This window comes from Streptomyces sp. NBC_00190, assembly GCF_036203305.1.
In the GTDB taxonomy this organism is placed as follows: domain Bacteria; phylum Actinomycetota; class Actinomycetes; order Streptomycetales; family Streptomycetaceae; genus Streptomyces.
Genome location: NZ_CP108131.1, coordinates 7,135,178 through 7,160,450 on the forward strand (window position 1 = coordinate 7,135,178; position 25,273 = coordinate 7,160,450).

Sequence of the window (25,273 nt, forward strand, 5' to 3'; positions counted from 1 at the left end):
CTTCACAGGTGGACAAGCCAAGGCCGCCCGCTCGTCGGCATCACCACGTCACGGGTTTCGACACCTCCGCCCGCAGCGGATCGAGCAGCCTGTTCACTTCCTCGACGCCCTCCGGGGAGCCGAGGTCCGCGATGCCCCGTCCCGGCAGCACCTCCAGGGCGTTGCAGTGGCAGTCGTCGAAGCGGTCGTGGAAGAGCACCATGGCGTGCTTGGGGCGGTTCCGGCGGGACTGCCAGACCAGCCCCATGGCGTCGGGCGCCTGCGCCCGGATCTCGCTCGTCCACCGCCGTGCCATCGGATAACTCCGCTCGTCGTCCAGGAGGTTGGCGGTCTGATGGACGGCGGCCAGGTCCTTCTCGTCGATCAGTGAGACCAAGGTCAGCTCGCGTGTCGTGCGCAGCACGCTCAGAGTCCGTTCGTGGACGTTGGCGTACAGGACCTCCCTCCTGTTGTCCTTCCAGGGCGCCGAGCGCAGCACGCTCTCCGCGACGGCGGTCAAGGCGCTGTCGGCCACGTACAGGCTCCGGTACGGGTCCAGCACCGTGCCCTCGAAGCGGCCGCCGCTGAGGTGGAGGTCCGCGAGCGTCGGGTTGAACTGGGTCGGCCTGTACTTGGACTTGTGTACCCGGTACAGCTCCGTGCCGGCCGGGATCACCTCACGGTTGGGGTCCAGTACGTCCTTGATCATGGGAAAGAACTTGATCACGGGCAGGAGGTTGCTCATCACTCTCCCTCCACGAGTGCGGTGGCCGCACCGACGAGTTCGTGGTCGGGCAGCCGTCCCAGGAGCGATGCGGGGGTCCCGCCCAGCCAGGTGTTTCCGCCGAGCCACCAGGACGCGGCGCCCCGGGGATCGATGTCCGCCAGGAGCAGCCGGTTGACTTCGAGGACGACCTCGTGCGGGGTGCCGCCGCCCGTGGGGAACTGGAACTGCGGGTAGCGGTCGCCGTTCGGTGGGTCCGGCAGTCTGATCAGTTCGGGCGGTGGCGCCCCACCGCAGCGGGCCGTCGCCTCGGCCGCCGAGAGCGCCGGCTCCCGCAGCAGCGGGTCGGGCGCGCGGTCGTCGCCGACCCCCACGGCGGGAGTCGCGGCGGGAGTGGGCCCGGCGGGTGCCGGGTCCGGGGCCGCCATCAGGCTGATCAGCGCGAGCGCCTCCGTCACGGCCGCCGGCCCGGGGGGCGCGGCCACCAGCCGTACGCCGTCCAGCGCGGCGCGTACCGGATGCTCGAACGGCAGCGGCCGCAGCGCCAGCCTGACGCCCTGGAGTGCCCTGCGCACCGCCATGGTGTCGTCGGGTGGCGCTTCGGCGAGCGCGGTCAGCCGGGTGAGCAGCAGCGCGTGCTGCTCGTCGTCGAGCGCCGCGCGGATGGACTCCCTGTGCTCGCCGATCAGGGCGAGCAGCGGCTCCGCGGATGGTCCGCGGCCCTCCTCGTTCATGCTGTCCCTTCTGCTGTGTTCGTCGCGCCCGGACCTGGATGCCCCTGATGGATGAAGGCGGCCCAGAGCGCGGTCCGTTCCAGTCCCGGGCGTCCCATCTCCCTGAGCAGGTCGCCCTGGAGGGAGCCGGGGTTCTCGCGGTGGGGGTCGAGCATCCACAGTTGCGCGGCCCGCAAGGCGTCCACGGGGCTGAGCCCGTCGACGACCAGGTGGTGGTGGAACACCGCCATGAGCAGCGCCGAGCCACTGTCCTGGGCCAGCCACCGCGATCCCACGACGTCCCGCGCTCCGGCGGCGGCGAACGCCGTGGTCAGGGTCAGCGCCTCGTCGTGGTCACCTTTGCTCAGATCCGTCTGGCACGCGCTCAGGACGACCAACGGCCCGTCGGACACGTCCTGTCGCCCTTCCCGGTCGAGCAGTTCGGTCACGGTCAGGTGCGCCGGTGTGCACCCCTCGTCGGCCGCGAGGTCCAGGGCCGAGACCGTGGGGCGGATGCCCGCCGACCCGTGCGAGACCACGTGCAGCAGGGACGTGCCGTCGGCGAGGAACCCCAGGACCGCCTCGGGCGTGCCGGGCGGCAGCTCCTCACCGTAGAGCGCCCCGTACATCCGGGCGTGCGGGTAGAAGGCGTCCCGCAGGGCGGCGACCTCCGTATCGGCGAACCCCAGGCTCATCGTCGGGTCGGCGACCAGGACCGGGGCGGCAGCCGGGTCCCGCGGCGCCCGTCCCGCCGTCCGCAGGAACTGGCCGCCGGACGCCGCGTAGCTGATGACCGCCAGCTGACAGAGCCGCTCGTGGGCCGCCCCGGCCGGGAGCCGCGCCGCGTGCCACGGCACGATCCCCAGGCGCCCGCACGGCACCAGTACGACGCGGAGCGGCCCGTCCTCGTCCCCGCGTCCCTCGCCGTCCGCCGCCAGGCGTTCCTCGATGCCGCCGAGGACCGGGCCGAGCGCCTGGAACGCCCAGTCGCACAACTCCTCCAGGGCCCCTTCCCACACCCGTGCCAGGGCGGCGTCGTTCGGGTCGCGGTCCCGGGCCGCCGCCGCTTCCACGTACCGTGCCAGCGGGCCGTCCTCGTCGTCGACGAGCTGGGGCAGGGCGCCCCCGCCGGCCCCCAGCCGCGGCCCCACCGCGATCACCAGGCCCGGGCCCGCCTCGTCACCGGCCAGAAGGTAGAGGAGTACGTCCGCACCCGCGTCGGCGAGCCCGTCCGCGAGCTCGCTCAGCGTGGGCGTGCTCAGCAGGCCGCCGTCCCGGCGGTAGCCGAGGGCGTCCAGGGCCTGGCGGCGCAGGGTGCTCGGCAGCGCACCGGGAACCTCCCCCGCGTCGCCCGGACCGCCGCCCTCGTCCGCGGCGCCCCCGGCACCCCGCGCGGCGCCGTCGGCCGTCCGCCAGGCCCCGGCGAGGTCCCGGCGCCCGGCGGCTTCCAGGAGTTCGGGCACGGTGGAGGAGGTGGAGGCCGCCTGCAGGACCAGTGCCCGGCCCAGCTCCAGCGAGGCCACGGCCTCGTGCAGCCTGCCGTACGAGGCGGCCATGCGGGCCGCCCGTACGCCCCACCTGGCTCCGGTGCGGGCGGACAGCAGGCCGTGCTCGGCGCCCGCCTGGAGGAGGACGTCGGCCGCGAGGGCCGTCAGCGCCTCCTCGGCGGCTTCGAGCGCGCCGTCGTCCGCCGGGTCGGAGGTGCCCTTCCCGAGCCGGCCGCGCAGGTAGTAGGCCTCGGCCAGGTGCCACAGCGCGTTGGCGGCGATCCGCGGCGCCCTGCCCTCCCGGACGCCCTCCCGCAGGCGTTCGAGTTCGCCGATCAGCATGTCGAGCACGGCCGGGTCGCGGTCGACGCCGAAGCGCAGGTGCAGGGAGAGCGCGGAGGTGTGCAGGTCTTCCATGGAGGCGTCCGGGGGCGGTGGAACATGGGCGCCCATCGGGGGCGCCGGCTCCCCGGCGAGGACGGCACGGACCACGTCGAGGTCCTCCGTCCGGGGGGCGGCCAGTTCGTCGGGGAACGGCAGTCCGCTCTCCTTGGCGCGGTTCCTCGACCGCTCGAAGTGGGACAAGGCCCGCAGCAGCGTCTCGCTGTCCCGGGTCGCGATGCCGAGCGAGCTGTGAGCCGCGGCGAGCGTACCGTCGACCGCGAACCGGAGCGGATCGCTCTCGGGGACGGCCAGCGCCAGGGCCTCCGCCTCCGCCACGAGCGCGTGGAGCGCCGGGATGTCCTCCGCTTCACGCGCCTCCATCGCCCGGGAACCGATGTCCGTCGCACGGACCAGGACGGCAGGGTCACCCGTCCCCTTGGGCAGCGAGTCGGAGATCGCCTCCAGGTGGCCGAGGACCGTGTCCAGGTGGGCGCGGCCGGCCGCCTGATCCTGGCGGGTGCCGCCCACGGCCGGACTGATGTTGAGCAGGAGTGCCCTCAGGCCCTCCAGGGCGACCGTCTGGTCCGGGCCCGGCAGGGGCAGGTCCTGTGCCGAACGCAGCTTGTCGAGAAGGCCGTTGAGCGCCTGGGGGTCGCCGCTGCGCAGGAGGGGTCCCAGCCCCTCGGTGGCCGCGTTGACGGCGTCCAGGGCGCGGAGCGTGTTCCGGAAGTCGTCGAGGGTGAGCGTCGGCCCCGGCCCCGGCCCCGGCTCGGGCTCCGGGGCCGGTCCGGGCGGCGTCGCCCCGTCCTGCGCCCCGCCTCCGGCGGAGCCCCCGGCACCCGCGAACGCCCGGTCCATCATCTGCCGCAATTGGTCCGCGTACGGCGAACCGGCGGGCATCATGCCCGCCATCATTTCGGAGAGCCCTTGCAGGGAAGGGGCCGAGAGGACCTCCTGGACCCGGAGCACCGGATCCAGCACCTCGGCGGGCAGGGGGAGTCGTGCCACGTCGTCCATCAGCTCGCGCGTCTCCGTCGCCGCGGGCAGCATTCCGGCGAGGCCCGTACGGGAGAGCCGGTCGAGATAGCCGGAGAGGTCGGGCGCGGCCCCGAAGGTCCCCTCCTGGGGCTGGACCGGCGAGACGTGGCTGAGCAGGAACAGCGCCGCCCATCGCCGTTCCTCCTCGGTCACCACCGCCCCCAGCGCCGTCGTGCGGTTCCGGGTGTCCCGCAGCAGCGCCTCGGCCCGGTCCCGGTCCGCGGCCGTACCGCCCCCGTTCGCGTGCCGCAAGGTCAGGGCACCCCCGAGCCATACGCTCACCGAGCCGCGCAGTTCCTCGTCGTGGTCCAGCAGCCCCGCGAGCCGGTCGAGTTCGGCGACCGACGCCTCGCAGGCGCGAAGTGACGGCGGACCGGCCCCCCGCAGGCCGGGGAGCAGCCCCTTGACCCGCTCCACGGCGTCCGAGACCCAGACGCGCAGGCCCTCGACGCCACCGCTCTCCTCCCCGCTCACCGGCACTCCGCCTCTCCGGGGCCGCGTACGGCCCCCACGCGCCCCCAACAGCGTCCGGATCCCCCACTATGCACATCCGCGGTGGGCGAGGCGGCGAGTTCCCGGCTTCTCCCCGTCAACGACCGGAGTCCGACCTGGAGGCACCCAGATCGGCCCGCATCTCTCGCCGCATCTCGCGCAGTCGGGCCCACAGCGACACGATGGCCGCTTGTGCGGCGGCCGGTGAGTCGCCCGGCCGTCGCGCGCCGTCGTCCAGCCGTCGGACCATGCCGTAGACCGCCCCGAGACCGTGACTGACGGCGGCCGCGTGGTCGAGCACCCGCTCCGGCAGTCGAATCTGCGCCTCCGCGTACACCTCCCGGTGGTGGTCGCGCGCACCGGTGAGCCGTTGCCGTGCGTGAGGAACTTCGGCGTCGTGCCCCAGTGCGTGCAGCTGATCGGTGAGCGCGGCCAGATAGTGCCGGCTCGAGGTGTTGAGCGCCACGTAGCACGCCCACAGTTCCTGGGCCGAGGTGCGCTGGTCCCACAACTCCTCGGCCCGCTCCTGCTCACGCTGCCGACTGCGATCAGCCGCCCGCTGGGTCAGCAGCGCGGACATCAGTGTGCCGACGACGCCCGCGACCGCTGTCAGCTGAGCGGTCACCACACCGATGTCCACGCGGCCCCCCCCTCGTTCCCCGCACGACAAGCGAAGCAGCGGAGGGCGCGCCGGGTGAAGGCCCGGCCCGGACTTCGCCCGGTGTTTGCCCCGTTGCCGCCCATCGCGGCCGGGAGCGGGGGAGCCGTGGGCGGCGCCGGGGTAATGGTCGGTCGATTTCCGGTCGGGAGGGGCGAGTTGACCGCGATCGGGTACGACGGGAGCACTCTGCGGCCATCATGGGCCGCGGGAACGACCGGATGGATTCACCGAGGCGGACGGGGTCGTGGGGACATGGCGGAGTACGGGGAGAGCGGCGGGGTCCGGGCACTTCGGGCCTGGGCCGACGAGGCGGCCGAACGCGCCGCCCGGCTGGTGGGTCAGGGAGGCGAGGGCTCCCCGGTGTCCGCCGAGGAGTTCGAGAGCTCCATCGCCGAACTCTCCCGGTTGCGGCCCCTCCTGGACCACGACCCGGAGTTGCTCGGCCGGGTCACGCTGGTGCTCGGCGGCCTGCTCGCCACCCGCCACGCCACCGGGCGCGGCACACCGGGCGACCCGGAACGGGCCCGGCGTCTGCTGGAAGAGGTGCGGGACCGGACGACGGCCGCCGGGGAGCGGATGGCGGAGGACGGCAGGCGGTGGGCGGCCACGTTCCTGATGATGGTGTCGGGTCATACGGAGCCGGGCCGTCCGGCGGGGTCACCCCCGGACTTCTGGTCCGTCTTCGACCGGGCGATGGCGGCCGGGCCCGAAGGGGCCGCCGAAGAGGCGGCCCGGATGGCGGCGCTGGCCGCCGAGGTCGGGCAGCTGCCGGTGCCGCCGGAACTCCAGGCCCGGCTGGGGCAGATGCGGGAGGTGCTGGCGTACATGTCGAAGACCGACCTCTCCGATCCCGAGACGCTGCTGGCCATGCTGCCCCCCGACCTGCCGTTCGGCGATCAGCTGCGGACCATGCTGGACCTCGTGGCAACCCTGCCTGACACGGCGGACACGGCTGGTTCGGCCGATCCGGCTGAATCGGCCGAACCGTGCGTGTTGCCGGTACCGGAGGCCGTCTGCCAGGAGCCGCAGTCGCAGTCGCAGTCGCAGTCCGAGGCCGACACGACCGTCACCAGCGCGTGGCTCGCCGCCGTACTCGGCCTGCCGGACGCCCTGCAAACCGGCGACCCCGAGTCCCTCAACCGGCTTCTCCAGCGGCTGGGCGGGCAGCTCGACCGCCTGCCCACAGGGCATGGCCGGGCCTCCGAGATCGAGAACCTGATGCGCATGGTGCTCCAGACGGCGGGGCCGCTCGGGGGCAGCCGGGCGGACAGCGGCGAGGCCCACGGGCAGATCGCCTCGATCGCCGAGCACTTCGCGCAGTGGACGGCCGGGGATCCCAGAGGTGCCGAACTCAACGTCGGAGTCCGCGCGCACGAACTGTTCACCAGAATGGCCGCGGAGGAGGAGGCGGAGAACGAGGAGGAGTACCTGAGGCTGGTGGGCGAGGTGGAGGCTCTCGAACGCGAGACGCCCCCGGAGCACACCTTCCGTTGGCTGGTGGAACTCGTCCACGGCACCACGCTCACTGCGATGGCCGACCGCACCGGCGACAGCGCGATGCTCGTGCGCGGCCTGGCACGGCAGGAAGCCGCCCTCGCGAGCGTGCTCGCGACGGAACCCTGGGTGCCCCAGGAACAGATCGTGGCGCTCCGCGAAGCGCTCCGGGCCGCGCAGGCCGCGCTGGGCGACACCCCCGACCTCATGCCCGACCCCGCTCCACCGGCCCCGGGCGCCGCGACGGGCACCCGGTACCTCGCCGCCCTGACGGCAACCCTCCGGCACTCCACCACCCAGGACCCCGCCGATCTGGACGCCGCCATCAGCGGACTGGAGCAGGTCCGCGACGACATCCGGCAGGGCCGGGCGCCGCAGCTCGCGGCCCCCGCCCTGTGGCAGCTCGCGGAGAACTACCGCCGCCGCCTGGACCGCACCCGGGACCAGGCAGACCGGGACGCCGCCACGGACGCGGCCATGGAATCGCTGCAGGCGCTCGCCGGTGACGTCGTCCTGCAGGCCGGCTCCGACCACGGTCTGCTGGCCGCCCGGTCCGGGGCCGACCGCGGGGTACGGGCCGCCATCTGGGCCGCCTCCCAGGGCCGGGTCGAGGATGCGGTCGCCGCGCTCGAACTGGGCCGGGCCCTGGTGCTGCGAGCGGCATCCACTTCCCGGGCCGTGCCCGAACTGCTGGAGTCCCGCGGCCACCACGACCTCGCGGGCGAATGGCGGGTGGCGGAACGCGGACGGGACGGAGCCGGACCCGGAGCCGAAGCCGTGAGCGGCGCGGCACCCGACACAGTCCCCTGGGAACTGCCCAGCTCCCTGCGGCGCCGCGCCCTGGATGCCCTGGGCCGCCGGGAGCCGGGCGGTGTCCTCTTCAGCACCCCCACGGTCGACGAGCTCAAGGCCGGGGTGGCCGAGGGCAACGCGGACGCGCTGGTCTACCTGCTCGCGGGCGGGGGCGGTACGCCGGGCATGGCGGTGGTCGTGGGCCCGGACATCGGCACCGGAGTACGGGCACTGCCTCTCCTGTCCGCGGAGCAGAGCGGCCCCCTGGAGCGGTACCTCGACGCCGCGGCCGCCCACCAGGAGCGGCCCGGCGTCCCGGCCGCCGCGCAGACCTGGGAGGACGCTCTGTCCGATCTCTGCGACTGGGCGACCGATGCGGTGGTCCTCCCGGTGATCAGCGGCATCGTGGAACGGCTCGCCGAGAACGAGAACCGGCGCAAGGACCGCCCAGGCCCGCCCAGGATCGTGCTGGTGCCCTGCGGCCGCCTCGGCATCGTGCCCTGGCACGCGGCCCGCCTGCCTGCCGAGGCCCCCAGCGACTACGTCTGCCAGATCATGGTCATCAGCTACGCGGCGTCCGGCCGCCAGTTCCTGAACACGGTCCGGCGTGCCCGGCGGGCCCCGGCCGACGCTCCCGTTCTGGTCTCGGACCCCACCATGAGCCTGCCGTACGCGGAGCTGGAAGTGACGGCGCTCCAGCAGTCCCTGTACCCGCGGGCGCGCCTGTACGGGGAGTTCTACGAACCGCCCGCCGAGCCCGCGGCGGCCGGCACGCCGGGCGACCTCCTCGACGCACTCGCCGGCGCTCCGTCCCTGCTCCACGTGGCGTGTCACGGCTCGGCCGGCCCCAACCCGACGACCTCCGCGCTGCGCCTGGCACCCGACGGAGACGGACCGGAGGAAGGCCGGCCCACCGACCTGCTGACCGTCACGCGGCTGCTCGACCGCCCGATGGGCGAACAGGAAGCCCCGGACGGCCCGTTGGTCGTGCTCAGTGCCTGCGAGACGGACCTGAGCAAGCGCGACCACGACGAGGCGCTCACCCTGACGACCGCCTTCGTGGCGAGCGGCGCGCGGGACGTGGTGGGCTCCCGGTGGGCCACCCGGGACTCGGCCGCGGCGCTGATGATGGCCGTGTTCCACCACTACGTGACCGTCGAGGGCCTGAGCCCGGTCGACGCGCTCCATGTCGCCCAGAAGTGGATGCTCGACCCGGAGCGGCAGAACCCGGGGTCGCTCAGCGGCAGCCTCCTCGACGAGCTGACCCGCGGCCCGGACCTGCGCCGCCCGGCGACCTGGGCCGCCTTCATCCACCAGGGCCATCCGGGGCCGTCCACCACGGGGTGAGGGTGACGGTGCGCGGCACTCGGCCGCCTGCAGTCAACGCGGAACCCTCCTGGACGGGGCGCGGTCTCCTGGAGCGCTTTCCAGTACAGCGGGCCGCCGGGTCAGCCGGACGCGTCGGGTGGTGTGCCCGCGGCGCGGCGGAATTCCTCGTTGAGGCGCTGGGCCTCTTCGAGCTGGTCCTCCAGGATGACGATGCGGCAGGCGGCTTCGACCTGCATGCCCTGATCGACGAGTTCCCGGGCGCGGGCGGCGATGCGCAGCTGGTAGCGGGAGTAGCGGCGGTGGCCGCCCTCCGAGCGGAGCGGGGTGATCAGGCGGGCCTCGCCGATGGCACGGAGGAAGCCGGGGGTGGTACCGAGCAGCTCGGCGGCCCTGCCCATCGTGTAGGCGGGGTAGTCGTCGTCGTCCAGCCGGCCGCCGAGCGAGTCGTCCGCTGTCATCTGCACCTCTTCTTGGGAGCGCGTCGAGGGGAATTCAACACCATCCGCCGACCCTGGTGTGTTTCCTTCCCCGCGGGCGGGTGCTCGCGCCCGCGGACGCCACGCACGGCGAAGGCCCCGACCGGCGTGTGCCGGTCGGGGCCTTCGGTGTCGTTCTGCCGCTCAGACGGAGACGGGGCTGCCGAGCATCGCGGACGCCTGCTGGAGCGGGCTCAGGGTCGCCGCGGGAGCCTCGGGCAGGCCGCGGACGGTGAAGCCGAGCTGGGTCATGGCCCGGATGACCTCGCCGGCGCTGAAGTCGCGGCGGTCCTGGCGGGTGACGACCTGTCCCACCTGCATGACGGGGTAGACGCGACGGCCGATGATCACCGATTCACCCACGACGGTTTCGGGCTTGACGCCCTTCATCGATTCCAGCACGCCGGCCTTGGTGAGGTCGAACGGGAACCGGGCGATGACGCAGCGCATGATGCCTCACTCACGGGAGGAAGGGGGAAGTACGGAAGGAGGGGTCTGACCTGGGCTCGCCGGGGCTCTAGGCCGCAGCGTCGAACGTGCCCTGGCGCTGGCCGCCGCGGCGCGAGGCCTGCGAGGGGCGGCCGCGCCGGCCGCGCGAGGCGGCGCTGCGCTTGGGGCGCTCGCTCACCGGCGCCGTGATGACGACGGGGATGCCGGACGGGGTCCGGGCGCCGGTGATGCGCTGCAACTCGGCCTCACCGGAGCGGACCTGAGTGGTCTGCGGGGTGATGCCGGCGGTGGCCATGAGGCGGGTCATGTCGCGTCGCTGGTTGGGGGTGACGAGGGTGACGACGCTGCCGGACTCGCCCGCGCGGGCGGTGCGTCCGCCGCGGTGGAGGTAGTCCTTGTGGTCGGTGGGCGGGTCCACGTTGACCACGAGGTCCAGGTTGTCGACGTGGATGCCGCGGGCGGCGACGTTGGTGGCCACCAGCACGGTCACGTGCCCGGTCTTGAACTGGGCCAGGGTGCGGGTGCGCTGGGGCTGGGACTTGCCGCCGTGCAGGGCCGCGGCCCGTACGCCGCTGTTGAGGAGGTCCTGGGTCAGCCGGTCGACGGCGTGCTTGGTGTCCAGGAACATGATCACGCGGCCGTCGCGGGCGGCGATCTCCGTGGTCGTGGCGTGCTTGTCGGCGCCCTGCACGTGCAGCACGTGGTGTTCCATCGTGGTCACCGCGCTGGCCGAGGGGTCGACGGAGTGGACGACGGGGTCGTTCAGGTAGCGGCGCACGAGCAGGTCGACGTTGCGGTCGAGGGTCGCGGAGAACAGCATCCGCTGGCCGCCCGGGCGCACCTGGTCGAGCAGGGCGGTGACCTGCGGCATGAAGCCCATGTCGGCCATCTGATCGGCCTCGTCGAGCACGGTGGTGTCCACCTGGTCGAGCCGGCAGTCGCCGCGCTCGATGAGGTCCGCGAGGCGTCCGGGGGTGGCGACGACCACCTCGGCGCCACCACGGAGCGCGCTGGCCTGCTTGCCGATCGGCATGCCGCCGACGACCGTGGCCAGCCGCAGCTTCACGGAGCGGGCGTAGGGGGTGAGGGCGTCCGTGACCTGCTGGGCGAGCTCGCGGGTGGGGACGAGTACCAGGGACAGCGGCTGGCGGGGCTCCGCCCGCCGTCCGGCGGTACGGGCCAGCAGCGCGAGGCCGAAGGCGAGGGTCTTGCCGGAGCCGGTGCGCCCGCGGCCGAGCGCGTCGCGGCCCGCAAGGGTGTTCGGCAGGGTCGCGGCCTGGATCGGGAACGGGACGCTCACGCCCTCCGCGCCGAGCGCGGCGAGCAGAGGGGCGGGCATGTCGAGCTCGGCGAACGCCTCTACGGCGGGCAGTGCGGGGGTGATCGTCCGGGGGAGGGCGAACTCGCCCTGTACGGCGGCGGGCCGGCGGCCGTAGCCGCCGGAGCGGCCCTGTCCTCCCGAGCGGCCCTGTCCTCCCGAGCGGGCCTGCCCGCCGGAACGGCTGGGGGCCGCCGAGCCGAACCGGCTCCCGCCCGTGCGGGAGGAGGAGGCGGAGGAGCGATTGTTCGTGCGTGTGCGGTTCATACGGAACCTTCCTCGAATGCGGCGCATATCAAGGAATTCCCGCAGCGGCGAGCGCACGGAGAATTGCGAGAATGGGCCGGATGGACGTGAAAGCGAATCTGGCCGGCGAAAATCAGTGCGGGCTCAGGCGCTGGAAACGGGGACGCGGCGCGAAGGCGGGTGTCCCAGGGCGAGGATCCTCGTGCGGAGGGCCGCGGAATCCCCGGATCGTCCCGCAGGTGAACTCACTGCGGGGAAAACGCGCAGCTGGGGCCCGCACCCCGAGGGATGCGGGCCCCAGCTGCAAAGTACGCGTCAGTGTCAGGCGGGAACGATGTTCTCGGCCGTCGGGCCCTTCTGGCCCTGCGCGATGTCGAAGCTGACCTTCTGGCCTTCCTGCAGCTCGCGGAAGCCCTGGGCGGCGATGTTCGAGTAGTGGGCGAACACGTCAGCGCCGCCACCCTCCTGCTCGATGAAGCCGAAACCCTTTTCCGCGTTGAACCACTTCACGGTACCAGTAGCCATGTCAATTCTCCTTTGGGGCAGTACAACGCGATCCGCAACGTGCGGACCTCGTGTCGCCGCGATGATTGCCCCGCCGGACCAAAAAGACCGGAAATGCACAAGCGCTCGCAGCGGACGTGAAGTCCGACTGGGCGCTTGAAATTTTGGGAACCACAACTGCAACTGAGATCGACAGTAGCACGGCACGGTGACCCGCGCCGTAAATATCGGCGCCCTCTTTGTAGCCGTGAAGAATCCTCGGCGCGCGGTCCGCTAAATTCTCATCTCGCGAACACAGATATTTCCGCCCGGGGCGCACGGTTTCCCGCGCCGCCGGGCAGGCCACCGGACGGCCAATAGGTTCAACGGCTCGGCCACCCGGGCGACGGCGTCCCGGAGCGAGGAGGCGGCGCCAGCCGTCTCCTCGGCCGGCACCCCTGCCCGTGCGCCGCGATGGTGCTCAGGGTGATGTGGAAGGACCTGCGGTAGGCGTCCTCCACCAGGGCGCACCGGACCGAGGGCCAGAGCACGGGGGTGATCGCCTGCCACAACGGGGGGAGGGCGAACTGCTGATAGGCGCAGATGGTCACTCTCGTGCCGACCGCGGTCCGGGCGAAGGAGACCGAGCCGTCGTCCTGAAGGGAGGACCTGACGAGTTGGCCGCACGCCTGATCCGCACCTGCCTGCCCGGCCCGGCGCTGCACCTGCCCCACCCCCGATACCCCCAACTCGTCCCCGGCCGAGGGGGATCGCCGTACGGAGCGACGATCGGCTGCTTCGTCCGGCTGCGCCCCTACAAGCGGACCGCCGCCTTCGCGCAGGCGTTCGTCCGGCACGCCGCCGGGGAGCAGCGGCTGCTGATCGCGGGGCATCCGGACGATCCGGCCACGCACCGCACCCTGACCGAGATCGCGGCCGCCCACGACCGGGTCCGCTAGTGCGAGGGACGCCATCGGGCTGGCCCTGCGACCTTCACCGAGCGCTCGACGGAGGTCGTCAGCCGGTACTCGGCGTCGGCGGAGCCGACCTCGAAGGGCATCTCACCGCTCGGAGGGTCGTCGTTCTCGCCGACCTTGACGCCGTTGCCGTACAGCGTCGACGTGGCCGAGGTCGGCGAGGTTGAGGAGGGTTCTCGTGATTTCGGTCGGGGTGGCGGGGGCGACCGTGGCGTGCCAGAGACGTTCTCCGACCCCGATATCGCCTGACCGCGATCGGCGCCCGTCACACGCCCAACTCCCTTATTCAGGCACGAACGTGCGCCGCGAGAGACAGAATTGCGAGCATGTTGAATCAAGGTGATCTGGAACAGGACATCCGCACCCTCGCCGACGACGAGGCCGTCCGCGCGCTGACGGCGCTGGCGGAGGAGCACGGGCTGCTCCCCGCCGCGCGGCAGCTGTCCGAGGGCGGCGATGAGCTGCGGGCGGAGGTGGCCGCCGTGGAGCTGGAGCGGTACGTGGGGGCGGACCAACCTGAGTTTTCCGACGGTGAGTTGGCGCGCCGCTTACTGGAGTATGCGGCGGCGCTGCGCGAGGACCTGGCGGACACGGTCGGCGAGGCCGTCGCCTACGCATGCTCGCCCATGGAACGGCTCGACCCCGTCACGCTGCCGGTCGCGGCGCTCGCCCTCACGCTCCTGCAGACCGAGGTGGTCCTGAAGCGGGATCCGCGCGGCAGGTGGAGCCTGACCATCCACAAGCGTGCCCTGCGGGACTCCTCCCTCGGCCGGGTCCTAACGGCCCTGCTCTCGCAGATCACCAGCGGCAAGTAGCCGGCGGACCGGGAGGGGGGTCGCGATGACGGTCTCGGTGAGGGCGCCCTACGCGTGGCACTGCGAGCAATGTGTCCAGGAGCGGGGGGCTCCGGTCTGGCGCGTCATCGACGCGCGGGAGCGGGCCGACGTGCTGGCGGCACCTGTCCCCGGCGTCCCGGGCGTCTCCTGGGTGGACTGCCCCGTCTGCGGGACCAGGACGCACATCGAGGCGCCGCTGCTGGTCCTGCGCCCGGGCGCGGCAGCGCCCCTGCTGCTAGCGGTCTCCGTCGCGGAGCTCGGGGGCGGTCCGCCGCCCTCCGGGGAGCCCCTGCTGGCGGAGGCCGCGCGGGCCGGGGCCTTCCTCGGCGGCGTCTTCCCCGGGGAGGCGATCCCGCTGCCGCGCAGGCTGCTCCCCCACGTCCTGGCCCGCGACCTCGAACGGGACCTGGCGGATCCCGAGTCGGCATGCCGGGAGCTGGAGCCCGAGGGGGCGCCGACGGTCGCGAACTACCGGATCTTCCTGGATTACCTGGGGGAGGCACGCGCCGACTCCCTGGTCGGGGAGCTGCTGACCGCGATGCTGCTCGGCCTGCCGGACGCCCTCGCGGAACTCGTCCGTACGCACCCGGCGCTGACGGACGGCACCCGCGTGCGCGACGCGGGCCGAGAGGAGCTGCGCAGGGCGGCCGAGACCCCCCTCAAAGAGGTGCTGCGCATACGGCAGCGGCTCCTGGACGAACTGTGCGACGGCCGGACCACTCCGGACACCGCCATGCGCCGCTACTTCGAGTCCCTGGGGCGCTTCGACGCCGGTCTGCGGACCCGGCTGCACGCGATGTACCTGGAGGCCCGCGACACCGACGGGCCCAAAGGCATCCCGCTCGCCCGCGAGGCGCTGGAGCTCGCCGCCGGCTTGGGCGAGGAGGGCATGGAGACCGAGCTGGCCGCGCGGCTCGGCGAACGCCTGGTGCTCGCTGTGCACGCCGGGCTCGACGCCGATCCCTCCGAGGCCGTCCGGGTCCTCGAACGCGCCCTCAGCCGACTGCGCGAGGGGACTCTCCAGTGGGTGGAGGTGGCGAACAACCTGGCCAGCGCCCACCACCTGCGGGACGACGGCGACCGGTTGGAGATCTGGGAAGCCGCCCGCGACCTGCTGGCGCGCGCGACCGCGCTGGACCGGAGCGAGTATCCCGAGTACTGGGCGCGGGTCCAGACCAACTACGGCCTGCTCCTCTCGGAGCGGCCCGGCGGTGGCCCCGAGGACCTCACCCTCGGCATCGAGCACATCAGGGCGGGGCTCGAGGAGCGGGCCCCCGAGCGGGACAGGGTCGCCTGGGCCCACTCGATGGTCAACCTCGGCCTGCTGCTGTATCGGCGCGCCGGGGTGGAAGACCTCAGGGAGGCGGAGCAGTGCTACCGGGACGCCCTGAGCCACCTCGGCGCCGGTGACGACCCGGCTCTGTGGTCCCGCATCCAGTGCAATCTGGGCGACCTGCTGCTGTCCCGGGATCCCGTCGACGCGCGCGGCGCCCGGGAGGCGGCGACGGCAGCGCTCGCCCTGTCCACCGCGCGCCCCGGCCTCCTGGACACGGGCCGCATCGCCTGGCTGCTGGCCCGGGCCATGGACCACATCGACGGCCCGGGCAGCGCAGACGGCCTCCGGCTGCGCCACGCGGCCCTGGGGGCCACACCGGCCACGGTGTCGCCATCCCTGCACCTCAACATCGGCCGGGAACTGCTCAGCGCGCACGCCTCGGCGGAACGCTGGAGCGAGGCGGCCGATGTCGCGTCCGGCATGCTGACCGCCGTGACCGCGCTCTACGACGCCCAGGTCACCGGGACCGGCCGCCAGAGCGTCCTCGCCCAGGTGAACCGGATCGCCCGCTGGGCCGCCTTCCTGCTGGCCCGGGCGGGGCGTCCGGAGCGTGCAGTCGAGGCGATCGAGGGCGGAGTGGCCTGTGAGCTCTCGGCGGTGGCCGGACGAGGGGCGGCCGACCTGGAGGCCTTGGGACGGATCGACCCCGCTGCCGCCCACCGCTACCGGCTGGCACAGGCCCGGTACCGGTCCTCGGCCGGCGAGGCGTTCGCGGCGGCGTCCGGCGGCCCCACCGCCGCTGGCTCTACGGCGAGCGGGGAGGCCGCCGCCGAACGCGGCGTGCGTGCGGCGATCGCGGAGATCCGCGCGATCCCGGGCTTCGAGCGCTTCCTACGCACCGACGGACTGGCGGACATCGTCCGCGCGGCGGGCGGGCGTCCGCTCGTCTACCTGGTGAACGCGCCCTGGGGCAGCTACGCCCTCGTGCTCCCCCGCAGCTCGGGCGAGTCGCCCGCTGTACGGGCCGTTCCCGTTCCGGGGGTGAGCAGCGAGACCGTCACAGGCCTCTTGGTGCTGGACCCGGCCGACGGCGCCCTGGGCCTGCTCCTCGCCCAGGAGGCCGGAGCGCTCAGGCGCAGGCGTCTGCTCCCGCAGGCCCTGGACCGGCTCGCCGCCCTTGGACCGCTCCTGCGCCCGGTCGCGAGAGTCCTCGCGGAGGACCCGGAGCAGGAGGCCGTCGTCGTCCCGACCGGTCTGCTGGGCCTGGTCCCCCTGCACGCCGTGCCGCTCGGGCCGGGGGCGGGAGAAGTGCTCGACGACATCGGCACCGTGATCGTCTCCCCCTCCGCAGCCGTGTACGCGGCCTCCCGCGTCGCGGCCGCCCGCCCGCCGGATCCTGTGCCACGCCTGGTGGGGGTCACCGACCCTGACGGTTCGCTCCCCGGTGGACGCGGTGAACTCGCCCATATCCGGGAGCTGTTCGAGCCGCACGGTGAGGCCCGCTGCGCGGTGGGGCCCGAAGCCACCGTGGACTGGCTGCTCGGCCAGCTCGCCGAAACCTCGTACCTCCACATCATCTGCCACGGCAGCGGCGAGTTCAACGGTCGGGGCGGCTCCCTGGCCCTGGCCGACGGCCGCCTCGACATGGACACCCTGGTCCAACACCGGCTCCCCGCCTGCCGGCTCGCGGTGCTCAGCGCCTGCCAGTCCGGCCACTACGAGGTCGTCCGGGCTCCGGACGAGTTCCGCGGGCTCGCGGCGGGCTTCCTCCAGGCCGGGGCCGCGTGCGCGGTGGCCGGGCTGTGGCTGGTGGACGACATGGTGACCGCGGTGCTGATGGCGCGGTTCTACGAGCTGCTTGCCCCCGCTCAGGGGACCGGTGGGCTCCCCCCGGTGGCCGCCCTGCGCCGGGCCCGTACCTGGTTGCGTCGGCTCACCTGGGAGGAGCTCGCCCGGTATACCGCCTCCCGGCCCCCCTTGGCGGCCCTGACCGAGCGGTACACCTCCCGGGCGACGACCGGCGAGCGTCCCTTCGCCTCGCCGGTCCACTGGGCCGCGTTCACAGCGTGGGGAGTGTGAGCGCCCGCCCGGCTCCGGGGCCCGTCAGTCCGTTTGCGTCGGCCCGTTCGAGTCGATCCTGTAGCGGGAGACGGGGCCGTGGGGCGATTGCGGGGTTCTGATCTGCATCGTCGTGTACCGCCCGCCGACCAGACCCGTGAGAGTCACGGTGGCCGGGTAGTGGACCTCGCTGCCATTCGCGCAGCTGGGGCGGCAGATTACCATCCACTCCTGCCCGCTGGCGTGGGCGGTGGACAGACCCCAGTCCGACCAGGTCAGGCCCCTGAGCATGCCTTTCCCGTCTCCGCAGTGGAGCAGGACCGATTCGGGTTCCTCCAGGTAGTCCCCGAAGCAGCTCACGATCGAGGCGGGCCGCGTGCTCGACCGTGTGGTGACCGTCGTCGGCGCCTGCTCCGAGGGCTCCGGTGCGGCTGAGGGCTCGGGCGCGGGCGGGGTCGGCTCCACGGTCGGCGTGGGGGGCGCCTCGGTGGTGGGGTCGGGGGTCGGCTGCGCGGACCCCGGAGCGGTCGGGTCTCCGGTCGGCTGTCTGGACGCCGTGACGGTCGCCTCGGGGTCGGCGACGGTGCCGGTGCCGCCGTCGCGGCCGGGCACCAGGGCGAGCACGGTCGCGGCGATCGCGAGGCCGGCGGCGATGCCCGCGCCGACGGCGAAGCCGCGCCGGGCCGAAGCGGGCGGGGACCCTGGGTACGGCGGTGCGGGCTTGTCGAGGACCGGCGCCACGGACTCCGGGACGGCAGGCCGTTTCCTCAGCTCGACCCGGAGCCGCTCGATCTCGGCCTGCTGCTCCGCGATCAACTCGTGAATCTCCTGCGGCCAGGGACGCGGCGAGGGCGCCAGGCTCCCGAGGGACTCTCGCAGTTGGGCCGCGCTCGGCCGGGCGGCGGGGTCCTTGGCGAGGCAGCGGGCCACGATCGGGCGGATCTTCGCCGGCAGCCCGCTGAGGTCGGGTTCGGTGTGCACGACGTTGTACAGGGTCTGCGGCAGGGAGGGCCCGGTGAACGGGCACGCGCCGGTGCACGCCATGACCAGCACCGTCCCGAGGGAGAAGATGTCGCTGGCCGAGTCGAGCGGCGCGCCCTGGGCCTGCTCCGGGGACATGAACCCGGGTGAGCCGACCAGCCAGCCCGTGGTCGTCAGCTCGCTGCCCTCCTCGCTGTCGGCGGCTCGGGCGATGCCGAAGTCGATCACGCGGGGCCCGTCGTCGGCGAGGAGCACGTTGGACGGTTTCAGGTCCCGGTGCACCAGGCCGACCCGGTGGATGTCGCTCAGGGCCGAGGCCAGTCCCGCGGTCATGCGCAGTACCGACTCCTCGGGGAGCGCCCCGACGGTCGCCACGGCGTGCTGGAGCGACGGTCCGGGGACGAACTCCGAAGTCAGCCATGGTTCGGGGGCATCGGCGTCCGCGTCGATGATCGCGGACGTATACGCTCCGGAGACCTTGCGGGAGGCTTCCACCTCCCGGCGGAACCGGGCCCGGAACCCGTCGTCTTCGACGAACTGCGAGCGCACCTGCTTCAGCGCGACCAACCGGCCGTCCGGGGCGCTGCTCAGCAGGACTCGGCCCATCCCACCCCGGCCAAGTTCCGCGATGGTCCGGTACTTGCCGACCGCCACCGGGTCGGCCCCTTCTAACTGTTTCATCCTGTCCCCCTACAGCGGACGATCCGTCAGGACCGAGTCTCCGCGCCCGACTGGCCCCGGACAAGACGATCGGGCCTCCTGCACGGATCGCCCGCCACGGAGTTCGGGGTTCACCCAACGGGCCTGCCCCGCATACCGGATACTCCCGCCGGGCGGAAAGGTTGGGCCACAAGCGTTTCCGCAGCGCGCCCGTCTTCCGCCGGTCGACCGGCGACGGACCGGTGTCGGCGCCCCCTTTTTTCGCCCGGATGTGAGAGCCGTCCACGCACGCCCTCGACCAGTCGAGCCGGCCGGACGCGTTCAGCTCGGCGAGCAGGATCCGGTGCAGCTGGTCGAAGAACCCTGCCTGCTGCCACCGCTCCAGGCGCCGCCAGCAGGTCTGCCCCGAGCCGAACCCCAGCTCAGGCGGCAGGAGCTGCCAGGCGATGTCGTTGCAGAGCACGTACAGGATGCCCTGCAGACACAATCGGTCGGCCACCGGCCGCGGCCCTGGCGACCTCGTCGGCCAGGGCGGCAGCAGCGGCTCGATCAGTGCCCACACGTCGTCGTCCACGATCCACGGCCGAGTACTCACACCACCACGAACGGCCGAATCATCACACCGGTCACGGCTGACCAGAACATCTCATCAAGATCCTGTTACCAGCTCTTACGCCCGGAAACGGTTGGTGTTCGGTGTGGGAGGGCGGCGATATTTTCCGCCACTGGACGGAGGTAACTGTGGGCTGCTCGCTTCGTGATGCAGCCAGGCCGCAGTCGACTTGAACGATGTGGTCGAGATACGAGGCCGTACCAAGTGCGTCTACAGACTGCACTCGAACGTGTCCAAGCCCGCTACCTAAAACGCCATCTTTTTGGCGAGTCTGCGGTAGCAGATGAGGGTCCAGGCAATGCTGGTCGGTCTCGGGAGCAGCGATCCAACGGGAGCCGAACAGGTGCACAGTCACCGGACCTCCTGCACGGCGTTCGCCCCTCCTCGAGATGGCCCATTTGGCGACTTGAGTCGATCACTCGGGAAGTACGCCGTTCGCGTGCATGCCGAGCCCGATCCACAGGTTCTGAGCGTGGCTCCCGCTCCGGACGTGGTTGAGTCGCCGGTATGACTAAGAGTGACGTCGCGGCTCTGTTCGGCAACCGTTTCCTGACTGCGCCCGCTCCTTCGGAGAAATTTCCCGAGGAGGGCATGACCGCCACGGACGCCATGAGGCTCGTGGATGTGGATCTCGCCATGGAGGGCGACCCCCAGCGCAACCTGGCCACGTTCGTCACCACCTGGATGGAGCCGGAGGCCCAGCGGCTGATCGCCGAGAACCTCCACCGCAATTTCATCGACCACGCGGAGTACCCCATCTCCGCCGAGATCGAGCAGCGCTGCGTGCGCATGCTCGCCGACCTGTTCCATGCGCCGGGCACGACGACCGGATGTCGGACCCAGGGCTCGTCCGAGGCGATCATGCTGGGCGCGCTGTCGCTGAAGTGGAAGTGGCGGGAGCGCCGCCAGGCGGCGAAATTGTCGGTCGACCGGCCCAACCTGGTCTTCGGCGGCGATGTTCACGTCGTGTGGGAGAAGTTCTGCCGCTATTTCGACGTCGAGCCGCGGATCGTGCCGCTTGCCGAGGGCAAGTACACGATCGGCCCGGAGGACGTGGAGCCCCACCTCGACGAGAACACGATCGGCGTCGTCGCCGTCCTCGGCACCACGTTCACCGGCCACAAGGACGATGTCGTCGGGATCGACGAGCTCCTGCGGGACGTTCGCAAAAAGCGGGACCTCGATATCCCGATCCATGTCGACGGCGCCAGCGGCGGCTTCGTGTGGCCCTTCCTCTACCCGGATTCGAAATGGGACTTCCGGCTCGAGCAGGTCCGTTCGATCAACGTCTCGGGACACAAATACGGCCTGGTCTACCCCGGCATCGGGTGGCTGGTCTTCCGCGAGGAGTCCGACCTGGCCGAGAACCTCGTCTTCTACGAGAACTACCTGGGCAAGACCGACGCGACGTTCACGCTGAACTTCTCCACCGGTGCGTCGATGGTGCTCGCGCAGTACTACAACTTCGTGCGGCTGGGTCGCCAGGGCTACACCTACGTCATGGAGACAATGCAGGAGAACGCCCGCGCGTTGGCGGACAACCTGCGGAGCAACGGCCGCTTCGAAGTGATCGGGAGCGATCTCGAGCAGCTGCCGCTGGTCGCTTTCCGTCTCGCAGGCAAGCACGCCTACGACGAGTCCGACATCGCCTGGCAGCTCTCGGCCGAGCGGGGCTGGATGGTGCCGGCGTACACGCTCCCGCCCAACGCGGAGCGGGTGAAGATCCTGCGCGCCCTGGTCAAGGAGACCCTGAGCCGCGAGCAGATCGACCGCCTGAGCCAGGACATCGCCGATGCGTGTCGCACGTTGGACGACAAGGGTGCGGCCCACGGGATCGAGCGGGCCCAGGTCCACCGCGGAACCGGCTACTGACGCCCGCAACCGGCCACCCCCAGGGATGGCTCAGCGCCCGTCCTCCTCGTCGAGCGCCTTGTCGAGGGTGATGGCGGCCATGATCAGGGACAGGTGGGTGAACGCCTGAGGGAAGTTGCCCAGTTGCTCCCCGCTCGGACCGACTTCCTCGGCGAACAGCCCGACGTGGTTGGCGTAGGTCTGCATCTTCTCGAAGGTGTAGCGGGCCTGGGACAGCCGTCCCGCCCGGGCCAGCGCGTCGACGTAGAGGAAGGTGCACAGACTGAAGGTGCCCTCCGAGCCACGCAGCCCGTCCGGCGATGCCGCCGGGTCGTAGCGGTAGACGAGGCTGTCGGAGACGAGCTTGCGGTCCATCGCGTCGAGCGTGGAGAGCCATGCCCCGGCCCGTGGAGCGACGAACTGAACCCTGGGCATCAGCAGCAGCGAGGCGTCCAGGACATCGCTGTCGTATTGCTGTACGAACGCACGCTCCTTCTCGCTCCAGCCACGCTTCATGACTTGGGTGAATACGGCGTCCCTCGCTTTGCGCCATCGCTCGACATCGGCAGGTCTGCGGAGGTACTCGGCCAGCTGTAGCCCGTGGTCGAAGGCGACCCACGACATCACCCGGCTGTAGGTGAAGTCCTGGCGGCCGCCGCGGGTCTCCCAGATACCCTCGTCCGGCCGGTCCCAGGCGTCGGCGAACCAGTCAAGCGTCCTGCAGAGCGCCTCCCAGCCCTCGAAGCTGGCCTGCTGGGCGATCTCGCGCCCCTGGGACACTGCGTAGAGAGCCTCCCCGTAGATGTCCAGCTGGAGCTGGTCGGCGGCGCCGTTGCCGATGCGGACGGGGAACGAGCCGCGGTAGCCCTCGAAGTGAGCGAGTGTTTCCTCAGGCAAGTCAGGATCGCCATCGATCCGGTACATCGTCTGGAGCGGCTCACCCTCCTTGCCGGCTCGTTCCTGCAGCCTGTCCACCAGCCAGTGGACGAAGGCGGTGGCCTCCTCGACGAAGCCGAGGTCCAGCATGGCCCGCACGGACAGCGAGCCGTCGCGGACCCAGGTGAACCGGTAGTCCCAGTTGCGCTCTCCGCCGACCTGCTCGGGCAGCCCCATGGTGGCCGCGGCGATGAGGGCGCCGGTGGGGGCGTAGGTGAGGAGCTTGAGGGTGATGGCCGAGCGGTGCACCAGCTCGGGCCACCGTCCCCGGTAGCGGGACTGGCGCAGCCATTGCTGCCAGAACCGGCTGACTTCCCCGAGACGTTCGGTGAACCCGTCGACCGTGGGCGGCGGGGGTACCTCGCCGCCGGACGCACACACGGTGAATACGGCCCCGCCTGATTCACCGGCTTTCAGCGTCACCTTTGCGCGTACGTCCTGGCCATCCCGCTCCAGCGGGAAGGTGGACTGCAGGTGCCCGTCGATCCCAGGGGCCCGGAAGAGGGCTCCGTTCTCGCCGAGCTCGAGTTGGTGCTCGGCCCGGCCGTAGTCGAAGCGCGGTCTGCACTCGAGCGTGAAGTCGACCGTCCCGCGCACGGCGCGGATCACACGGATCAGGGTGTGCCGGTCGGTGGGGGTGCGCGTCCGGTCCGGGGGCATGAAGTCGACTACCTCGCCCACTCCGTCCGGTGACATGAACCGGGTAACCAAGATGGCGGTGTCGGGGTAGTAGAGCTGTTTGCAGGTGCCGTCGGGGTGCTCGGGGGCCAGCCGCATGTACCCGCCGCGATCGTGGTCGAGCAGGGCGGCGAAGATGCTGGGCGAATCGAACCTGGGAGCTGCGAACCAGTCGACGACACCCTGAGACGAGACGAGCGCGGCGGTCTGCAGATCGCCGACCAAGCCGTGCTCGGCGATAGGAGGGTAGCGGTCCATTGCGACTCCGGGTCTCGGGAAAGCCCCCTTTGTCTACTATCGGCGACCCCTGCCGTCCCTGCCATGTCGATGGAGCCCAGTACTGCTGCCGTAGGCCACGGACGACCACCCGCGGGCCGCCACCCGTACGGCGCCGCCGGCGCGCGCCTCAGCCAGCGCCATGGACACGGGTCCGATGCCGACTGGCCGCACGAGCCGAACGTCCCCCTCGGCTTGCTGTGCTTCTCTCTGTGACCTTCGATCGCCTGACCGGCGCCTCAGTCTCCGGAGCCAGTCGACTCCTCGCTGGCAGCGGACTCGGAGTCCTGGGCGTAGTAGCGGCGGAGGAGCTCCTGTTCGGCGTCCCGGTGCGGGAACATGAAGAAGACCAGCAGCGCACCCAGCGCGATCGCGAGCAGGCCGGCGGCGTATGCCCAGTTGTCGCCGTCGAGGAACGCCTGGCGGGCGGTCGCGACGATCTGGTCGGCGTACTTGGGGTACTGCTGGGCGGTCTGCTCGGCGGAGGCGAACGACTTCGTCAGCTCGCCCTGGACCTGCTCCGATACGTGCTTGCTCTCGGAGGACGCGGCGATCGCCGAGCTGAACGCCGAGGCGTAGCCGGCGGTGAGCAGCGCGCCCATGACGGACTGTATGATGGCCCCGCCGAGGTCCCGTTGCAGGTCCGCCGTGCCCGAGGCCATGCCTGCCCGTCGCACGGGCACCGACCCGGTCAGCGAGTGCGATGCGGGCGTCCCGGCGAAGCCGACCCCGATGCCGGAGAACACGTAGGCAAGGCCGATCTGCCAGTAACTGCTGTCCTCGCCCCAGAACAGCAGCATCCAGCCGAAGGCGAGGAAGAGGAACACATAACCGATCAGCAGGGTCGTGCGGGCGCCGCGCGTCTCGACCAGCTTTGCGGACCGCGGTGCCACGAACACCATTGCCACGACGACGGGGAGGATGGCGGCGCCGGCTTCGACGGAGTCGTACTCGAGCACGTTCTGCAGGTACTGCTGGCTGATGAACGCCGACCCCGTCAGGGAGCCGAACACGATGATTCCTGCGCATGCGGCGACCCAGAACGTTCGCCGGCCGGCGATGTGGAGGTCGTACAGCGGGTTGGGAGCCCGGCGCTGACGCCAGAAGAACGCTGCTCCGGCAGCGAGGGCGAGCACGGCGAGGCCGACGACCAGTGCCCCCTGGTCGGGTACGGCGGCGAAGTTGATCGCCAGAACGAGTCCCGCGATCATGAGGACGGACAGGATGCCGCCGAGGTTGTCCACCGGTTCGGTCGACTCGTTGGCGTGCGCGGGGACGAACATCAACGCCATGATCAGCGCGACCACGGCGAGGGGCAGGGTGACCAGGAACACCGACCCCCAGTAGAAGTGTTCGAGCAGCGCGCCCGCGATCACCGGCCCGAGCATGGAGATGCCTCCGCCGAGGGCCGACCACAGTGCGATCGACTTCGTCCGCGCCGGCCCCGCCCACAGGGCGGTGATCAGCGCCAGGGTGGTCGGGTAGGCCATGCCGGCCGAGAGTCCCCCGATGATCCGGGCCACCACGAGGACGGTGTCATTGGGCGCGTACGCGGCGAGCAGGCAGGCGGGGACGGAGAGGGCGACGCCGAGGAGCAGCAGCAACTTGCGCCCGTGACGGTCGCCGACCGCACCCAGATAGAGCACCGATGCGGCCAGGCCGAGGGAGTACCCCACGGCGATCAGGTTCAGTGTGGTCTGGGACGAGTCGAAGGCCTTCCCGATCGCGGGCAGGGCCACGTTGGCCACCGACAGGTTCAGGTTGGCCACCGCCGCAACGATGATCAGGGACGCCAGGACGAGCGGCGCGCGCGCCGGTGCCTCGTGCGGCACCTCGGTTCGAGGCGCGTCACTTCTCGACATGGAAACCTCCGGGCCGATGTTTCGTTTTCGTGAAAGTCTTGCTTGATCCGCTTCGCTGCACATCGCCCCATTGGGATGACATCGCCAGGCGCCAGCAAGCACGGCAGAGTAGGGCTGACGGGTTGTGTCGGAGGTGTGTTGCGAACGCCATCGCCGAGTCGGTCGAGGCCGGTGGCGCCGGACGGGCCCTCCGCGATGCTCAC

At 71.9% G+C, this 25,273-nt stretch carries 16 protein-coding genes and 1 pseudogene; 5 read left to right on the forward strand and 12 right to left on the reverse strand.

Annotated elements, in window-relative coordinates:
• Positions 1-40 precede the first annotated feature (40 nt).
• The 4 genes from OG429_RS33235 to OG429_RS33250 form a co-directional block, all read right to left on the reverse strand.
• On the reverse strand, positions 41-724 hold the full coding sequence (locus OG429_RS33235) for an RES family NAD+ phosphorylase (RefSeq protein ID WP_328928957.1): 684 nt from the start codon (positions 722-724) through the stop codon (positions 41-43).
• A complete protein-coding gene (locus OG429_RS33240) occupies positions 724-1,437 on the reverse strand; it encodes a hypothetical protein (RefSeq protein ID WP_328928958.1) in 714 nt (237 codons plus the stop codon). Before OG429_RS33240 ends, OG429_RS33235 begins: the two co-directional genes overlap by 1 nt.
• A complete protein-coding gene (locus OG429_RS33245) occupies positions 1,434-4,799 on the reverse strand; it encodes a CHAT domain-containing protein (RefSeq protein ID WP_328928959.1) in 3,366 nt (1,121 codons plus the stop codon). Before OG429_RS33245 ends, OG429_RS33240 begins: the two co-directional genes overlap by 4 nt.
• Positions 4,800-4,914: 115 nt before the next feature.
• Complete coding sequence (locus OG429_RS33250) at positions 4,915-5,457, reverse strand: hypothetical protein (protein WP_328928960.1); 543 nt, start codon at positions 5,455-5,457, stop codon at positions 4,915-4,917.
• A 273-nt stretch (positions 5,458-5,730) separates the two neighbouring features.
• Here OG429_RS33250 and OG429_RS33255 point away from each other — a divergent pair, with 273 nt between their 5' ends.
• Positions 5,731-9,111 (forward strand): CHAT domain-containing protein, encoded by a 3,381-nt coding sequence (locus OG429_RS33255; protein ID WP_328928961.1) that lies wholly within the window; start codon positions 5,731-5,733, stop codon positions 9,109-9,111.
• Positions 9,112-9,212: 101 nt separating this feature from the next.
• Here OG429_RS33255 and OG429_RS33260 read toward each other — a convergent pair whose 3' ends face one another.
• The 4 genes from OG429_RS33260 to OG429_RS33275 form a co-directional block, all read right to left on the reverse strand.
• Positions 9,213-9,551 carry a MerR family transcriptional regulator gene (locus OG429_RS33260; protein ID WP_328928962.1) on the reverse strand — a complete coding sequence of 113 codons (339 nt, stop codon included), beginning with the start codon at positions 9,549-9,551 and terminating at the stop codon, positions 9,213-9,215.
• Positions 9,552-9,713: 162 nt separating this feature from the next.
• Positions 9,714-10,019 (reverse strand): SCO5918 family protein, encoded by a 306-nt coding sequence (locus OG429_RS33265; protein ID WP_328928963.1) that lies wholly within the window; start codon positions 10,017-10,019, stop codon positions 9,714-9,716.
• Between the two features lie 67 nt (positions 10,020-10,086).
• Entirely contained in the window at positions 10,087-11,604 is a 1,518-nt protein-coding gene (locus OG429_RS33270; protein ID WP_328928964.1) for a DEAD/DEAH box helicase, read from the reverse strand.
• Between the two features lie 300 nt (positions 11,605-11,904).
• Positions 11,905-12,108 carry a cold-shock protein gene (locus OG429_RS33275; RefSeq protein ID WP_030303079.1) on the reverse strand — a complete coding sequence of 68 codons (204 nt, stop codon included), beginning with the start codon at positions 12,106-12,108 and terminating at the stop codon, positions 11,905-11,907.
• 635 nt (positions 12,109-12,743) lie between these two features.
• Here OG429_RS33275 and OG429_RS33280 point away from each other — a divergent pair.
• The 3 genes from OG429_RS33280 (at position 12,744) to OG429_RS33290 (ending at position 17,234) form a co-directional block, all read left to right on the forward strand.
• Positions 12,744-13,025: a hypothetical protein gene (locus OG429_RS33280; protein WP_328928965.1), complete on the forward strand. Its 282-nt coding sequence runs from the start codon at positions 12,744-12,746 to the stop codon at positions 13,023-13,025.
• A 344-nt stretch (positions 13,026-13,369) separates the two neighbouring features.
• Positions 13,370-13,858 carry a hypothetical protein gene (locus OG429_RS33285; protein ID WP_328928966.1) on the forward strand — a complete coding sequence of 163 codons (489 nt, stop codon included), beginning with the start codon at positions 13,370-13,372 and terminating at the stop codon, positions 13,856-13,858.
• A 25-nt stretch (positions 13,859-13,883) separates the two neighbouring features.
• On the forward strand, positions 13,884-17,234 hold the full coding sequence (locus OG429_RS33290) for a CHAT domain-containing protein (protein ID WP_328928967.1): 3,351 nt from the start codon (positions 13,884-13,886) through the stop codon (positions 17,232-17,234).
• 24 nt (positions 17,235-17,258) lie between these two features.
• On the opposite strand, the gene OG429_RS33295 is transcribed toward OG429_RS33290, so the two are convergent.
• Positions 17,259-18,875, reverse strand: coding sequence for a protein kinase domain-containing protein (locus OG429_RS33295; protein WP_328928968.1), 1,617 nt, complete (start codon positions 18,873-18,875; stop codon positions 17,259-17,261).
• A gap of 334 nt (positions 18,876-19,209) precedes the next feature.
• A pseudogene (locus OG429_RS41545) lies at positions 19,210-19,449 on the reverse strand (transposase); the annotation flags it as partial.
• A 525-nt stretch (positions 19,450-19,974) separates the two neighbouring features.
• Here OG429_RS41545 and OG429_RS33300 point away from each other — a divergent pair.
• On the forward strand, positions 19,975-21,339 hold the full coding sequence (locus OG429_RS33300) for a glutamate decarboxylase (protein ID WP_328928969.1): 1,365 nt from the start codon (positions 19,975-19,977) through the stop codon (positions 21,337-21,339).
• Positions 21,340-21,369: 30 nt separating this feature from the next.
• Here OG429_RS33300 and OG429_RS33305 read toward each other — a convergent pair whose 3' ends face one another.
• Both OG429_RS33305 and OG429_RS33310 read right to left on the reverse strand, forming a co-directional pair.
• Complete coding sequence (locus tag OG429_RS33305) at positions 21,370-23,190, reverse strand: glycoside hydrolase family 15 protein (RefSeq protein WP_328928970.1); 1,821 nt, start codon at positions 23,188-23,190, stop codon at positions 21,370-21,372.
• A gap of 257 nt (positions 23,191-23,447) precedes the next feature.
• Positions 23,448-25,070 (reverse strand): MFS transporter, encoded by a 1,623-nt coding sequence (locus OG429_RS33310; protein WP_328928971.1) that lies wholly within the window; start codon positions 25,068-25,070, stop codon positions 23,448-23,450.
• Between the last annotated feature and the right edge of the window lie 203 nt (positions 25,071-25,273).

Coding starts and splice junctions, on each gene's coding strand:
- OG429_RS33240 (WP_328928958.1), bottom strand. CDS start 1,437: ATGAACGAGGAGGGCCGCGGACCATCCGCGGAGCCGCTGCTCGCCCTG.
- OG429_RS33285 (WP_328928966.1), top strand. CDS start 13,370: ATGTTGAATCAAGGTGATCTGGAACAGGACATCCGCACCCTCGCCGAC.
- OG429_RS33255 (WP_328928961.1), top strand. CDS start 5,731: ATGGCGGAGTACGGGGAGAGCGGCGGGGTCCGGGCACTTCGGGCCTGG.
- OG429_RS33260 (WP_328928962.1), bottom strand. CDS start 9,551: ATGACAGCGGACGACTCGCTCGGCGGCCGGCTGGACGACGACGACTAC.
- OG429_RS33310 (WP_328928971.1), bottom strand. CDS start 25,070: ATGTCGAGAAGTGACGCGCCTCGAACCGAGGTGCCGCACGAGGCACCG.
- OG429_RS33290 (WP_328928967.1), top strand. CDS start 13,884: ATGACGGTCTCGGTGAGGGCGCCCTACGCGTGGCACTGCGAGCAATGT.
- OG429_RS33300 (WP_328928969.1), top strand. CDS start 19,975: ATGACTAAGAGTGACGTCGCGGCTCTGTTCGGCAACCGTTTCCTGACT.
- OG429_RS33270 (WP_328928964.1), bottom strand. CDS start 11,604: ATGAACCGCACACGCACGAACAATCGCTCCTCCGCCTCCTCCTCCCGC.
- OG429_RS33295 (WP_328928968.1), bottom strand. CDS start 18,875: ATGAAACAGTTAGAAGGGGCCGACCCGGTGGCGGTCGGCAAGTACCGG.
- OG429_RS33305 (WP_328928970.1), bottom strand. CDS start 23,190: ATGGACCGCTACCCTCCTATCGCCGAGCACGGCTTGGTCGGCGATCTG.
- OG429_RS33235 (WP_328928957.1), bottom strand. CDS start 724: ATGAGCAACCTCCTGCCCGTGATCAAGTTCTTTCCCATGATCAAGGAC.
- OG429_RS33265 (WP_328928963.1), bottom strand. CDS start 10,019: ATGCGCTGCGTCATCGCCCGGTTCCCGTTCGACCTCACCAAGGCCGGC.
- OG429_RS33275 (WP_030303079.1), bottom strand. CDS start 12,108: ATGGCTACTGGTACCGTGAAGTGGTTCAACGCGGAAAAGGGTTTCGGC.